General features: G+C 72.7%; 15 protein-coding genes. 4 read left to right on the top strand and 11 right to left on the bottom strand.

Annotated features, from left to right (window positions below; all coding sequences use genetic code 11):
- Positions 1-5 precede the first annotated feature (5 nt).
- Together AB0K65_RS20845 and AB0K65_RS20840 are read left to right on the top strand one after the other, a co-directional pair.
- Positions 6-1040, top strand: coding sequence for a hydroxyacid dehydrogenase (locus tag AB0K65_RS20845; protein WP_365718559.1), 1035 nt, complete (start codon positions 6-8; stop codon positions 1038-1040).
- 60 nt (positions 1041-1100) lie between these two features.
- Positions 1101-1799 carry an ester cyclase gene (locus AB0K65_RS20840; RefSeq protein ID WP_365718557.1) on the top strand — a complete coding sequence of 233 codons (699 nt, stop codon included), beginning with the start codon at positions 1101-1103 and terminating at the stop codon, positions 1797-1799.
- 128 nt (positions 1800-1927) lie between these two features.
- Here the strand turns inward: AB0K65_RS20840 and groL are convergent, their stop codons facing one another.
- The 4 genes from groL to AB0K65_RS20820 form a co-directional block, all read right to left on the bottom strand.
- Complete coding sequence (gene groL, locus AB0K65_RS20835) at positions 1928-3556, bottom strand: chaperonin GroEL (RefSeq protein WP_365718555.1); 1629 nt, start codon at positions 3554-3556, stop codon at positions 1928-1930.
- A gap of 146 nt (positions 3557-3702) precedes the next feature.
- The gene (groES, locus tag AB0K65_RS20830) at positions 3703-4011 is read right to left on the bottom strand and encodes a co-chaperone GroES (protein WP_010471835.1); all 309 of its coding nucleotides are present in this window, start codon (positions 4009-4011) and stop codon (positions 3703-3705) included.
- A gap of 174 nt (positions 4012-4185) precedes the next feature.
- Positions 4186-4416: a hypothetical protein gene (locus AB0K65_RS20825; protein ID WP_365718552.1), complete on the bottom strand. Its 231-nt coding sequence runs from the start codon at positions 4414-4416 to the stop codon at positions 4186-4188.
- Entirely contained in the window at positions 4413-5372 is a 960-nt protein-coding gene (locus tag AB0K65_RS20820) for a polysaccharide deacetylase family protein (RefSeq protein WP_365718550.1), read from the bottom strand. Before AB0K65_RS20820 ends, AB0K65_RS20825 begins: the two co-directional genes overlap by 4 nt.
- A 126-nt stretch (positions 5373-5498) precedes the next feature.
- On the opposite strand from AB0K65_RS20820, the gene AB0K65_RS20815 reads away from it, so the two are divergent.
- Entirely contained in the window at positions 5499-6680 is a 1182-nt protein-coding gene (locus AB0K65_RS20815) for an SAM-dependent methyltransferase (protein ID WP_365718548.1), read from the top strand.
- 205 nt (positions 6681-6885) lie between these two features.
- On the opposite strand, the gene AB0K65_RS20810 is transcribed toward AB0K65_RS20815, so the two are convergent.
- The 7 genes from AB0K65_RS20810 to tsaB all read right to left on the bottom strand — a co-directional run bounded on the left by AB0K65_RS20810 (position 6886) and on the right by tsaB (position 12096).
- Entirely contained in the window at positions 6886-8127 is a 1242-nt protein-coding gene (locus AB0K65_RS20810) for a DUF6596 domain-containing protein (protein ID WP_365718649.1), read from the bottom strand.
- A gap of 79 nt (positions 8128-8206) precedes the next feature.
- The gene (locus AB0K65_RS20805) at positions 8207-8563 is read right to left on the bottom strand and encodes a YciI family protein (protein ID WP_365718546.1); all 357 of its coding nucleotides are present in this window, start codon (positions 8561-8563) and stop codon (positions 8207-8209) included.
- 120 nt (positions 8564-8683) lie between these two features.
- Positions 8684-9547, bottom strand: a complete 864-nt coding sequence (locus AB0K65_RS20800) for a polysaccharide deacetylase family protein (RefSeq protein ID WP_365718544.1) — start codon at positions 9545-9547, stop codon at positions 8684-8686.
- Positions 9548-9570: 23 nt separating this feature from the next.
- A complete protein-coding gene (locus tag AB0K65_RS20795; protein ID WP_365718542.1) occupies positions 9571-9849 on the bottom strand; it encodes a hypothetical protein in 279 nt (92 codons plus the stop codon).
- Positions 9846-10949 (bottom strand): tRNA (adenosine(37)-N6)-threonylcarbamoyltransferase complex transferase subunit TsaD, encoded by a 1104-nt coding sequence (gene tsaD, locus AB0K65_RS20790; RefSeq protein WP_365718539.1) that lies wholly within the window; start codon positions 10947-10949, stop codon positions 9846-9848. Before tsaD ends, AB0K65_RS20795 begins: the two co-directional genes overlap by 4 nt.
- Positions 10949-11413 (bottom strand): ribosomal protein S18-alanine N-acetyltransferase, encoded by a 465-nt coding sequence (gene rimI, locus AB0K65_RS20785; RefSeq protein ID WP_365718647.1) that lies wholly within the window; start codon positions 11411-11413, stop codon positions 10949-10951. Before rimI ends, tsaD begins: the two co-directional genes overlap by 1 nt.
- A gap of 29 nt (positions 11414-11442) precedes the next feature.
- Positions 11443-12096: a tRNA (adenosine(37)-N6)-threonylcarbamoyltransferase complex dimerization subunit type 1 TsaB gene (gene tsaB / locus AB0K65_RS20780; RefSeq protein ID WP_365718537.1), complete on the bottom strand. Its 654-nt coding sequence runs from the start codon at positions 12094-12096 to the stop codon at positions 11443-11445.
- 101 nt (positions 12097-12197) lie between these two features.
- Here tsaB and AB0K65_RS20775 point away from each other — a divergent pair, with 101 nt between their 5' ends.
- Positions 12198-12761, top strand: coding sequence for a hypothetical protein (locus AB0K65_RS20775; RefSeq protein ID WP_365718535.1), 564 nt, complete (start codon positions 12198-12200; stop codon positions 12759-12761).
- Positions 12762-12801: the final 40 nt, after the last annotated feature.

Below are 12801 nucleotides of genomic sequence, written 5' to 3'. Positions count from 1 at the left end.
CCCCGATGCCCCGACCCCCCGGACCCGCCGGCCGGCCCGCGCTCCTGCTCTGCATGGGCCCCGGCGTCGCCGAGCGACTGCTGACCGCAGCCCACCGGGACCGCCTCGCCGCCCTGGCCCGTACCGACCCGCTCCTCGTCGCCCACGACCTGGCCGCGCCGACGCCCCGGGTCGCCGCGGCCCTCGCCGAGGCCGAGATCCTGCTCACCTGCTGGGGCGCGCCGCCCCTCACCGCCGCCGTCCTGGACCGCGCCCCGCGGCTGCGGGCCGTCGTCCACGCTGCCGGATCGGTCAAGCACCACATCACCGGCGCCTGTTGGGAACGCGGCCTCGCCGTCAGCTCCGCCGCGGCCGCCAACGCCCTGCCCGTCGCGGAGTACACCCTCGCCGCCATCCTCTTCACCGGGAAGCGGGTCCTCGACTCGGCGCGGCGGTACGGCGAGGTCCGCGCCGACCACGCCTGGACGGCCGAGTCGGCGGCCACGGGCAACTACCGCCGGACGGTCGGCCTGATCGGCGCCTCCCGGATCGGCCGCCGGGTGATCGAGCTGCTGCGCCCCTTCGACTTCGAGGTGCTGCTCTACGACCCCTACGTCGACGCGGCGCAGGCGGCGGAGCTCGGCGCGGAGAAGACGGACCTCGACGACCTGTGCGCGCGCAGCACGATCGTGTCCGTCCACGCACCCCAACTCCCCTCCACCGAAGGGATGATCGGGGCGGCGCAGCTGGCCGCGATGCCGGACGGGGCCACCCTCGTCAACACCTCGCGCGGCTCCCTGGTCGACGAGGAGGCGCTGCTGGCCCAGCTGCGCGCCGGCCGTCTGCGGGCGGTCCTGGACGTGACGGATCCGGAGCTGCCACCACCTGGTTCGCCGCTGTACGAACTGCCGAACGTGCTGCTCACCCCGCACGTCGCCGGCTCGCTCGGCAACGAGCTGCACCGGATGGCGGACCACGCCCTGGAGGAGGTGGCGCGGTACGGGCGGGGCGAGCCGTTCGCGGAGCGGGTGCGGCCCTCGGACCTGTCGCGTTCGGCGTGATCCGCCTCCGGGAGGCGCCCCGCCTAGACTGGAAGGGTCCCACCCGGTCCGGGAGGCGCCATGACTTTCGTACAGATCATCGATTGCAAGACCAGCCGGTTCGAGGACCTGAACCGGCTCATGGACAAGTGGGTCGAGCAGACCCAGGGCAAGCGGACGGCCACCCACAGCGTCATCGGCAAGGACCGCTCCGACGCGGACCATCTCGTGGAGATCGTCGAGTTCCCCTCCTACGAGGTGGCGATGACCAACTCGCAGCTCCCGGAGACGGACCGCATCTTCCGGGAGATGGTCGCGCTCTGTGACGAGATGCCGACGTTCACGGATCTGGACGTCATGCGGGACGTGCAGATGTACAAGGCCACCTCCCGCCGGCTCTTCGAGCTCATCGCCACCGAGGGCGAGCTGCCACCGCTCGACGAGGTCCTCGCGGAGGGCTACCACGACCACGATCCGGCGAACGAGCAGGACGCCATCGGCATGGACGCGGCCCGCCGCGAGATGGAGATGTGGCGGGGCGGCTTCGACTTCTCGTTCACGGTCCAGGACCAGATCGCCGAGGGCGACCGGGTGTGCACCCGGTGGACCTGGGTGGGGACGCACAGCGGCGACTTCATGGGGATCCAGCCGACCGGCATGCGGGTCGCGATGACCGGTACGACCATCCACCAGTTCCGTCAGGACGGCAAGATCGTGGAGGGCTGGTGGCAGTACGACCGGCTCGGGCTCATGGGGCAGCTCGGCGCCGTCGAGGCGTGAGGCTCCCGCCCGCCCGCCTGCCGCCGCACCGCGGCGGGACGGCGGCGGGACGGCGGCGGAACGGCACCGAGGCCCGGTGCCCCCGCGACGGGGGCACCGGGCCTCGGTGTTCGTTCGGTGGTTCAGCCTCAGTGCGAGTGGCCGTGGCTGTGGCCGTGGCCCGCGTCCGCCGGCTCCTCTTCCTTCTTCTCCACCACGAGGGTCTCGGTGGTGAGGAGGAGGGAGGCGATCGAGGCGGCGTTCTCCAGGGCGGAGCGCGTCACCTTCACGGGGTCGATGACGCCGGCCTTGACCAGGTCGCCGTACTCGCCGGTGGCGGCGTTGAAGCCCTGGCCCTTGTCGAGCTCGGAGACCTTGGAGGTGATGACGTAACCCTCCAGGCCGGCGTTCTCGGCGATCCAGCGCAGCGGCTCGACGGCGGCGCGGCGGACGACGGCGACACCGGTCGCCTCGTCGCCGGTCTTGCCGAGGTTGCCCTCCAGGACCTTCACGGCGTGGACGAGCGCGGAGCCACCACCGGAGACGATGCCCTCCTCGACCGCGGCGCGGGTCGCGGAGATGGCGTCCTCCAGACGGTGCTTCTTCTCCTTCAGCTCCACCTCGGTCGCGGCACCGACCTTGATGACGCAGACGCCGCCGGCGAGCTTCGCCAGGCGCTCCTGCAGCTTCTCGCGGTCCCAGTCGGAGTCCGTGGACTCGATCTCGGCCTTGATCTGGTTGACGCGGCCCTTGACGTCCTCGGAGTCGCCCCCGCCGTCGACGATGACCGTGTCGTCCTTGGAGACCGTGACGCGACGGGCGGTGCCCAGCACGTCCAGACCGGCCTGGTCGAGCTTGAGGCCGACCTCCTCGGCGATGACGGTGGCACCGGTGAGGGTGGCCATGTCGCCGAGCATCGCCTTGCGGCGGTCGCCGAAGCCGGGGGCCTTGACGGCCACGGCGTTGAAGGTGCCACGGATCTTGTTCACGACCAGGGTCGACAGGGCCTCGCCCTCGACGTCCTCGGCGATGATCAGCAGCGGCTTGGAGGAGCCGGCCTGGATGACCTTCTCCAGGAGCGGCAGCAGGTCCTGGATCGAGGAGATCTTGCCCTGGTGGATCAGGATGTACGGGTCGTCGAGGACGGCCTCCATACGCTCCTGGTCGGTGACCATGTACGGCGAGAGGTAGCCCTTGTCGAAGGCCATGCCCTCGGTGAAGTCGAGCTCCAGACCGAAGGTGTTGGACTCCTCGACGGTGATGACACCGTCCTTGCCGACCTTGTCCATCGCCTCGGCGATGAGCTCGCCGACCTGCTGGTCCTGCGCGGAGAGCGCGGCGACGGCGGCGATGTCCGACTTGTCGTCGATCGGGCGCGCGGTGGCGAGGAGCTCGTCGGAGACGGCCTTGACGGCGGCGTCGATGCCCTTCTTCAGGGCGGCCGGGGAGGCGCCGGCGGCGACGTTGCGCAGACCCTCGCGGACCAGGGCCTGGGCGAGCACGGTCGCGGTGGTGGTGCCGTCACCCGCGATGTCGTTGGTCTTGGTCGCCACCTCCTTCACGAGCTGGGCGCCGAGGTTCTCGTACGGGTCGTCGAGCTCGACCTCGCGGGCGATCGTGACGCCGTCGTTGGTGATGGTGGGGGCGCCGAACTTCTTGTCGATGACGACGTTGCGGCCCTTGGGGCCGATCGTCACCTTCACCGTGTCGGCGAGCTTGTTGACGCCGCGCTCAAGGGCGCGACGGGCGTCCTCGTCGAACTTCAGGATCTTCGCCATGGGAGCGATTCAGCCCTCTCGGAATTCGTGGTGAAACTGGTGAAACGAACCGCGCCCCCGGACGCCCAGTGCGGGGTCTAGGGGCGCAGCTCAATGCATCTGGCTTCGGTGAAGGGCCGTCCGGGGGTGACCCCCCGGACCCCCGACTACTTCTCGACGATCGCGAGCACGTCGCGAGCCGAGAGGACGAGGTACTCCTCGCCGCTGTACTTCACCTCGGTGCCGCCGTACTTGCTGTACAGCACGATGTCGCCGGTCTTCACGTCGAGCGGCAGGCGCTCGCCGTTCTCGAAGCGGCCCGGGCCCACGGCCAGGACGACGCCCTCCTGGGGCTTCTCCTTGGCGGTGTCCGGAATGACCAGGCCAGAGGCGGTGGTCTGCTCGGCGTCGAGCGGCTGGACCACAATGCGGTCCTCGAGCGGCTTGATGGCAACCTTGGAGCTGGTGGTCGTCACGATCCGACCTCCCCCTTCGGAGATCTCACGGGGTTAACTGTCTGAGGTGGCGACCAGGTGGATCCGTCGTCGCGGGTGCCGGACCTGCCTGTCGCTGTGTTGGCACTCTCCGGTGGGGAGTGCCAGAGCCGAGACTATGACCGCGATTAGCACTCGGTCAAGCGGAGTGCCAATTCAGTCCCGCGTGGCGCCTCGTTCCCGGTACGGGGAACGGCGTGAGGGCCCCGAGGGTTCCGCACGCGGGTTCGACCAGGAGGGCCCGCCGCTCCCGTCCGGCGAGCCCACCCGCTCCGCCGCCTTGCGGCCCAGACGCTCGAACGGATCGACCGACGGGGCGCAGGCCGTCGCGCCCAGGAGCGCGCCGGCCAGGGCGAGGGCGGCTGCCGGCCGGCGCGCCCCGGTCATACGTAGTCCTCCAGCCTCGCGACGGCGTAGCCCTTGGCCGTGACGGTCCGCATCACGCGGCGGACCATGTCCGCCATGGACCCCTTCCAGTCCCCCTTGCCCCGGAAGTGGGTGAGGATGATGTCGCCGGGGTGCAGGTCGCGGTCCCACTCGCGCCACTCCATCCGGTCCGGGAACGCCTCGGACGCCCACAGCGGGACCGCCTTGACGCCGCACGCCTTGGCCGCGCGCAGCGTGTCCTCGTCGTAGTTGCCGTACGGCGGACGGAAGAGCGGCGGCCGCTTCCCGTACCGCTTCTCGATCGTGTCCTGCATCCCGCAGATCTCGCGCTTCTGTTCGGAGTAGGACAGCTTGGGCATGTACCGGTGGTTGAGGGTGTGGTTGTGCAGGGAGACGCCGGCGTCCCGCATCCTCTCGAAGTAGCCGTAGTCCTCCTTGACCAGGTAGTCGCTGAGGAAGGCGCTGTACGGGATCCGCAGCTCGCTCATCATCCGGAGCAGTTCGGGGTCCTTCTCGGCGCCGTCGTCGATCGTCAGGAAGACGACCTTCTCCTTGGTCGGCACGGTGGTGAAGACGGGCGGCAGCCCTTCGCCGTCGGTCTCGAACCCCTTGCGGGTGGTGATCGTCGGCTTGACGGCGGGCGGCGCCGGGGCCTCCAGGGGCGGCCGGTCGAGCCCCCACCTCTTCGCGGCGAGCGCGCGGGCGGCCCGCTGCGCGCGGACCTTCCCGATGTAGGCGTTGAGGGCGCCGGAGGCACCCTGCGCCTCGGCGCCCGGCCGGCCGGGGGCGGCCTTCGCGGGGGAGCCCGGGCCGCCGCCGGCGCCGTCGACGGGCCCGGCGCAGGCCGCGCCGAGGGCGGCCACGAGCAGCGCCGCTCCGACCGAGCGGCGCACCGCGCGGGCACGCCGGGGACGGACGGACCGAAGGCGCCCGTGAAGCGCGGAACCCGGGGGCATTTGTTCCTTTTGTCGTACTAGTTGCATGGCGCCGCATCCTGTCAGCGACGCCCCCTCCCGCCACCGCGACACCGCCGTGCCGCGCGCACCATCCCCCGGCCGGCCCACACCGGGCCAGGCCGCACAATGGGGCGGGTGACCGACCTCGCCTCCTTCGCCGCCCTGCTCACCCCCGAGGGCCAGACCCTGCTCGCCTCCCTGCGCGACCACGACCCCGCCCAGGAGCTGGCGGTCGTCTCCCGGCTGCGCCGCGACCACCCCGCCGAGCTGGTCACGGCGGCCGTCGGGCAGGCCAGGCTCCGGCAGCGCGCGGTGGCGAAGTTCGGCGCCGAGGACGCGTACCGGATGTACTTCACGCCCCACGGCGTCGAGCAGTCCACCCGGGCCTCGGTGGGCACCTACCGGGCCCGCCGCCTCGCGGACCTCGGGGTGCGGTCCGTCGCCGACCTGTGCGGCGGGATCGGCGGGGACGCGATCGCCTTCGCCCGCGCCGGCATCTCCGTCCTCGCCGTGGACCGCGACCCGCTGACGGCGGAGGCCGCCCGCGCCAACGCCGACGCGCTGGGTCTGGTCGGCCTGATCGAGGTGCGGTGCGCGGACGTGACGGAGATCGACACGGCGCCCTACGACGCCGTCTTCGTCGACCCGGCCCGGCGGGGCGGCCGCGGCAGGATCTTCGACCCGGAGGCGTACTCGCCCCCGCTCTCCTGGGCGATCGAGGCCGCCCGGCGGGCCCCCCACGCGGCCCTGAAGATCGCCCCGGGTGTGCCGCACGAGGCCGTTCCCGAGGACGCCGAGGCGGAGTGGATCTCGGACGGCGGTGACGTGAAGGAGGCGGTGCTGTGGTTCGGCACCCGCCCCGGAGCGGTCCGCGCCACCCTGCTGCCCTCCGGCGCGAGCCTGACCGGCCGCGGCCTGCCCGACCCGGCCGTCCGCCCGGTGGGCCGCTACCTCTACGAACCGGACGGCGCCGTCATCCGCGCCCACCTGGTGGCCGAGGTCGCCGAGGGCCTGGACGGCGGCCTGATCGACGAGACGATCGCCTACGTCACGGCGGACGCGCTGATCCCGACCCCCTACGCCACCGCGTACGAGATCACCGACAGACTTCCCTTCAACCTCAAGAGGCTGAAGGCCCTGCTGCGGGAGCGCGAGGTCGGCACCCTGACGGTGAAGAAGCGCGGCTCGGCGGTCGAACCGGAGGAACTGCGCCGCAGGATCAAGCCGAAGGGCCCGCACTCCGCCACGGTCTTCCTCACCCGGGTCGCGGGCGCCCCGACGATGCTGGTCGGCCACCCGGCCCGCTAGGAATGTCCTGAACGTATCGGCGTCAAGCCGCAGCTCCGCCGAGGCCCTCCGGACACGACCCGGGCCGTGTCGATCCGCCGATCCCGCCGCGGCCCCGGCGAATCGGCGTGACACCCCCGGGGAGTGTCACGGGCCGCGGAGGGCTCCTCGGGCGGGTGAGGGCGGGCACACCGCCCGCGGGGCCCGGTCGGGCCCGCAGGCCCCCTCAGCGGCGGGGCTCCGGGTGCTCAGGGGCCGGTCTGCCGTCCGTGGTCGTCCCGCGGGCGCGGTCCAGGAGGAGGCCCCGCTCCCGGGCGTTGCGGGTGAGAGCCGCCGCCCGCTCGAACTCGGCCCGCGCCTCGGCGCCGCGGCCGAGCCGGTCCAGCAGGTCGCCCCGGACGCTCGGCAGCAGGTGGTAGTCCTTCAGGGCCGGTGCGGCGGCCAGCGCGTCGACGAGCGCGAGACCGGCCTCCGGCCCGTCCGCCATCGACACGGCGACCGCGCGGTTCAGCTCCACCACCGGAGAGGGCGCGACCGCCGCCAGCCGGGCGTAGAGCGCCGCGATGGTGCGCCAGTCCGTCTCCTCGTAGGTCACCGCCCGCGCGTGGCAGGCGGCGATCGCGGCCTGGAGCGCGTACGGGCCGAAGTCCCCGCCCCGGCCGGCCCGTTCCAGTGCGGCGAAGCCGCGCCGGATCAGCAGCCGGTTCCAGCGGCCGCGGTTCTGCTCGGAGAGCAGGACGGGCTGCCCGTCCGGGCCGGTCCTGGCCGCCGTACGGGACGCCTGGATCTCCAGCAGGGCCGCGAGGCCGTGGACCTCGCCCTCCTCGGGCATCAGGCCGGTGAGGACCCTGGCCAGCCGCAGGGCGTCCTCGCAGAGCGCCGGCCGCAGCAGGTCGTCGCCCGCCGTCGCCGCGTACCCCTCGTTGAAGACGAGGTAGATGACCTCCAGGACGGAACCGAGCCGGGCCGCCCGCTCCTCGCCGTAGGGCACCTCGAACTCCACCCCCGCCTTCGCCAGGCTCCGCTTCGCCCGCACGATCCGCTGGGCGACCGTCGCCTCCAGCACGAGGAAGGCCCGGGCGATCTCGTCCGTGCGCAGCCCCCCGACCAGCCGCAGGGTGAGCGCCACGCGCGCCTCGGCGGAGAGCACGGGATGGCAGGCGGTGAAGATCAGCCGCAGCAGGTCGTCGTCGATGTCCCCCGGACCCGACGGCTCGGGGTCGTACGTCTCCTCGGTGAGGTCACGGCCCACCTCGGCGAGCTTGCGGGCGTACGTCTCGCGTCGCCGTACGAGATCGACGGCGCGGTTCTTGGCGGCGGCCGTCAGCCACGCGCCCGGCCGGTCCGGGACCCCCGTCCGCGGCCACTGCTCCAGGGCGGCGACGAGCGCGTCCTGGGCGATCTCCTCGGCGATGCCGACATCGCGGACGATCCTCGCCGCGGCGGCGATGATCCGTGCCGACTCCATCCGGAAGACCGTCTCGACGCTGCCGGCGGCGGTGTGTGCTGTCACGGCTCACATGACAGCACACCCCGCCGGCCGGATCTCAGGACTCGTCGAGCTGGCGCACCTCCGCGGTGACCTTCCAGCTCGCCGGGTGCAGCTCCAGGAACCGCCGGGTCCACTCCAGCGCCTCGGCCTTGTCCTTGCACTGGCTGAGGGAGTAGCCGCCGACGACCTCCTTGGTCTCGGTGAAGGGGCCGTCGGTGTAGCTGATCCTCCCGTCGGACCAGGTCACCCTGGTGCCCTCGGAGGTCGGCAGGAGGCCGGCCGTGTCCAGCATGACGCCGGCCTTGGTGATCTCCTCGAAGAGCGCGCCCATGCGCTCGCCGAACTCGGGTCCTGCCTCCTCCATGTCGATGGTGTTCTCCTCGATGCGGATCATCGTCAGGAAGCGCGGCATGGTGACTCCTCGGTGGTGCGGCGGCGGGGGCGTTCCCCGCCTCTCACTCATACGTCGACCGGACGGACCCCGCATCGACACGTCCACCGGGATTTCTTTCCGGACGTGGTCCGAGAGGGCTCAGACGTAGTCCTCCAGGCGGGCCACGGTGAAGCCCTGCTCCTGTATGCGGCGTAGCATGTCGGCCGTCATCTCGGTCATCGTCGCGCCCTTGAGTTCGGCCGGGCCCCGGAAGTGGGCCAGGATGATGTCGCCGGGACGCAGCTTCCGGTCCGCGCGCTGGTACTGCATGTTCGTGATCTGCATCGACTCGCGCCACAGCACGATGGCGTCCACCCCGCAGCTCCCGGCGGCGGCGCGGGTGTCCTCGTTCCAGTTGCCGTACGGCGGGCGGAAGAGCCGCGGGGCCGTGCCGTACTTCTCGGCCAGCCTCGTCTGCTGGCCGCAGATCTCCCGCTGCTGGGCGGCCCGGCCGAGGGTGCGCAGGTTGGGATGGGTGAGGGTGTGGTTGGCGACGCCGTTGCCGAGCGCGGCGAGCGGCTCGAAGTAGCCGTAGTCGGTGCGTATCGCGGAGTCGGTGAGGAACATGGTCACCGGGACCTGCAGTTCCTTCATCATCGTCACGAACTCCGGGTCCTTCTCGGCTCCGTCGTCGATGGTGACGAAGACGACCTTGTCGGTCGTCGGTATCTCGCTGATCACCGGCACGGGCGCGCCGGCCGCCCGGCGGACCGGTTTGACCTTCGGCGGGGCGGGCGGCGGGGCGAAGGGTTCGAGCCCCCACTTGCGGTGGGCGGCCGCCCTCGCCTCCCGCGCCGGCTTGTCGTCCCCGGCCGGGGGCGCCTGGTCCGTCCCGGCCGAGGGGGCCTCCGAGGGCGCGGCCGACGGAGCCGTCCGGGGGGCGGCGTCGGCACCCGAGGTGCAGCCCGTCACGAGCAGGGCCGCGACGGTCAGTACCGCCCACGCCACGATCTTCTTGTCCACGCCGTGTTTGATGCGCGAACGCGTCAGGAGGTTGCGCCCTCGGCGAGGGAGACCGACTCGAAACGCCAGCGGTGCACCGGCCGCGTGATCATCTCCGCGGCCGGTTCGGGCAGCTCGGGCAGGTCGGCGTCGACGGCGTCCGCCTCCCACCAGGTCAGCACGAGGACCCGGTCCTGCGCCGCGCGGAAGGTCTCCCGGCGCAGCGGCGCGTACGGCAGCGTCCGCGCCCTGGCCCACTCCAGGAGCTCGCCGGCCCGGCCCTCGACCGCCCGCGCCTCCCACATGAGGGTCACGGTGGTCACGAGTACAGGTTCTCCTTGCTGACCTCGTGCACGTGGTCGTGCCCGTGGGTGTGCGCGCCCGGCACGTGCGGGTCGGTGACCGGCAGGGACGAGTCCGCGGACAGCTCCAGGTCGGAGGCCGGCCGGTTGCGGGCCACCATCTCGGCGCCGAGCGCCGCCACCATCGCGCCGTTGTCCGTGCAGAGCCCCGGGCGCGGCACGCGCAGCCGGATCCCCGCCCGCTCGCACCGCTCCTCGGCCAGTGCCCGCAGCCGCGAGTTGGCCGCGACACCGCCGCCGATCATCAGGTGGTCGACGCCCTCGTCCTTGCAGGCCCGGACGGCCTTGCGGGTCAGCACGTCGACGACCGCCTCCTGGAAGGACGCCGCCACGTCCCGTACCGGCACCTCCTCGCCCGCCGCCCGCCTGGCCTCGATCCAGCGGGCCACGGCGGTCTTCAGACCGGAGAAGGAGAAGTCGTACGCGGGGTCCTTGGCCCCGCTCAGGCCGCGGGGGAAGGCGATCGCGTTCGGGTCGCCCTCCCTGGCGAGCCGGTCGATCACGGGGCCGCCGGGGAAGCCGAGGTCGAGCACGCGAGCGATCTTGTCGAAGGCCTCGCCGGCCGCGTCGTCGATCGTGGCGCCCATCGGGCGGACGTCGGCGGTGATGTCGGGCGCGAGCAGCAGCGACGAGTGGCCGCCGGAGACCAGGAGCGCCATGGTCGGCTCGGGCAGCGGGCCGTGCTCCAGCTGGTCGACGCAGATGTGCGAGGCCAGGTGGTTGACGCCGTACAGCGGCTTGCCCAGGGCGTACGCGTACGCCTTGGCGGCCGAGACGCCGACGAGCAGCGCACCGGCGAGACCCGGTCCGGCGGTGACGGCGATGCCGTCGAGGTCCCTGGCGGAGACCCCGGCGTCCTTCAGGGCGCGCTCGATGGTGGGGACCATCGCCTCCAGGTGGGCGCGGGAGGCGATCTCCGGGACCACTCCGCCGAAGCGCGCGTGGGTGTCCACGCTCGACGCGATGGCGTCGGCCAGCAGGGTCGTACCCCGCACGATGCCGACGCCGGTCTCGTCGCAGGAGGTCTCGATGCCGAGTACGAGCGGTTCGTCAGCAGCCATCAGTCAGTCGTCTCTGTTCCTTGAACGGTCAATCGCATGACAAGCGCGTCCACGTTGCCGGGCTGGTAGTAGCCGCGCCGGAAGCCGATGGGCTCGAAGCCGAAGCGCGCGTACAGCTTCTGGGCCCGGGTGTTGTCCACGCGTACCTCCAGCAGCACCTCTTCGCACTCGAAGGCGGTGGCGTGCTGGAGCAGGTCGGTGAGCAGCCGGGCGCCGAGCCCGCTGCCCCACTGGTCCCGGGCGACGGCGATCGTCTGCACGTCGCCGAGCCCTCCGGCGGCGGCGAGCCCGGCGTAGCCCACCAGCCGGCCGCCCGCGGGCTCCTCGGCGACGACGTAGCGGCGGGTGGCGCCGGGGCCCCGCGCGTGCGCCAGCTCGGACCAGAACATCCCCTCGGACCAGGCGTCCTCGGGGAAGAGCTCGTGTTCGAGTGCGAGCACGGGCTCGATGTCCCACCAGCGCATCTCCCGCAGCACGGCGGCGGTCAGGGCGGTCACTGCGGAGTGACCACCTTGTAGTTCTTCGGCACCTGCGCGTCGGGGCGGCGCAGGTACATCGGCAGCGGGTCGAGGAAGTCCGTCCCGGCGGCGAGCTTCTCCGCGGCGAGGGCCGCGAGCGCGGCGGCGGACTGGTGCTCGGGGTCGCGGGCGTCGGCGAAGACCTCGGGGTAGAGGCGCGCGCCGGCGCCGACGGCGGGGAGCCCGGCGACGTCCTCGGCGATCTCCGCGGGCCGGTCGACGGCCGCGTCGGTCACCCGCGTACGGGAGTCGTCGTAGCGCGCCCAGTAGACCTCCTTGCGGCGCGCGTCCGTCGCGACGACGAACGGCTCCTCGATCCCGGAGGCGTACGCCAGCCCGTCCAGCGTGCACAGGCCGTGCACCGGCACGCCGAGCGCGGAGGAGAAGGCGGCGGCGGTGACCAGGCCGACCCGCAGACCGGTGTACGGTCCCGGCCCGACGCCGACGACGATGCCGGTGACGGCGTCGAGCGTCAGTCCGGACTCCGTGAGGACCCGGTGGACGGCGGGCAGCAGCAGCTCCCCGTGGCGGCGGGCGTCGATCTGCCGCGACTGGGCGACGACGGAGTCGCCGTCGTGGAGGGCGACGGTGACGGCGGGTGTGGCGGTATCCATGGCGAGCAAGAGCACGCAAACAGCCTACGGCTCCCGGCACCCGGGCACGGCGCCCCGTGGCACCGCACGGCTGCTGCTACCGTCACCACCGATACATACGTGCGGAGGAGGCCACGGTGGCAAGGAGCAGCTCGGGATTCGTGGCCGGGCTCACCGCGGCGGCGCTCGCGGCGGTCGCCTTCCTCGCCTATCAGGCGTCGGCGAACGCCCCGGCCGATGTGTCGGCCAAGCCTCGGACGCCGGCCGCGGCGCCCTCGGCGGAGCCGACCGGCGGGCCGAAGCCCAAGCCCAAGGACCCCCTCGCCGTCCCCGGGAACTCCGGCAGCGGCGCCCGCGTCGTGTACGCGCTGTCCGAGCGCCGCGTGTGGCTGGTGGACGCGAAGGGCCAGGCGACGCACACCTTCTCGGTGGCGCCGAGCACGGTCGACCCGAAGCCGGGGGCGTACAAGGTGACCTCGCGGTCGGGCTCGGTGACCGGTTCGGACGGCGTGAAGATCGAGCACGTGGTGCGGTTCGCGACGGTCGACGACGTCACGGTCGGTTTCAGCGCGGCGGTCGACGGCTCGCTCCCGACGCCGGATCCGACGCGGAAGACCGGCGGCATCCGCATGAAGCGGGCGGACGGCGACGCGATGTGGACGTTCGCCGCGATCGGCGCGAAGGTCGTCGTCGTCGCGTAGCGGTCCCCTCCCGTCCACGGCCAGCCCTCCGGGGGCGGCA

This window comes from Streptomyces sp. NPDC053755 (genome assembly GCF_040677675.1).
In the GTDB taxonomy this organism is placed as follows: Bacteria; Actinomycetota; Actinomycetes; order Streptomycetales; family Streptomycetaceae; genus Streptomyces.
This window is presented reverse-complemented; position numbering and strand designations above follow the sequence as displayed.

Coding starts and splice junctions, on each gene's coding strand:
- AB0K65_RS20840 (WP_365718557.1), top strand. CDS start 1,101: ATGACTTTCGTACAGATCATCGATTGCAAGACCAGCCGGTTCGAGGAC.
- tsaD (WP_365718539.1), bottom strand. CDS start 10,949: ATGGCTGCTGACGAACCGCTCGTACTCGGCATCGAGACCTCCTGCGAC.
- AB0K65_RS20815 (WP_365718548.1), top strand. CDS start 5,499: ATGGGGCGGGTGACCGACCTCGCCTCCTTCGCCGCCCTGCTCACCCCC.
- AB0K65_RS20825 (WP_365718552.1), bottom strand. CDS start 4,416: ATGACCGGGGCGCGCCGGCCGGCAGCCGCCCTCGCCCTGGCCGGCGCG.
- rimI (WP_365718647.1), bottom strand. CDS start 11,413: ATGCGCTGGTGGGACATCGAGCCCGTGCTCGCACTCGAACACGAGCTC.
- groL (WP_365718555.1), bottom strand. CDS start 3,556: ATGGCGAAGATCCTGAAGTTCGACGAGGACGCCCGTCGCGCCCTTGAG.
- AB0K65_RS20845 (WP_365718559.1), top strand. CDS start 6: ATGCCCCGACCCCCCGGACCCGCCGGCCGGCCCGCGCTCCTGCTCTGC.
- AB0K65_RS20810 (WP_365718649.1), bottom strand. CDS start 8,127: ATGGAGTCGGCACGGATCATCGCCGCCGCGGCGAGGATCGTCCGCGAT.
- AB0K65_RS20805 (WP_365718546.1), bottom strand. CDS start 8,563: ATGCCGCGCTTCCTGACGATGATCCGCATCGAGGAGAACACCATCGAC.
- AB0K65_RS20820 (WP_365718550.1), bottom strand. CDS start 5,372: ATGCCCCCGGGTTCCGCGCTTCACGGGCGCCTTCGGTCCGTCCGTCCC.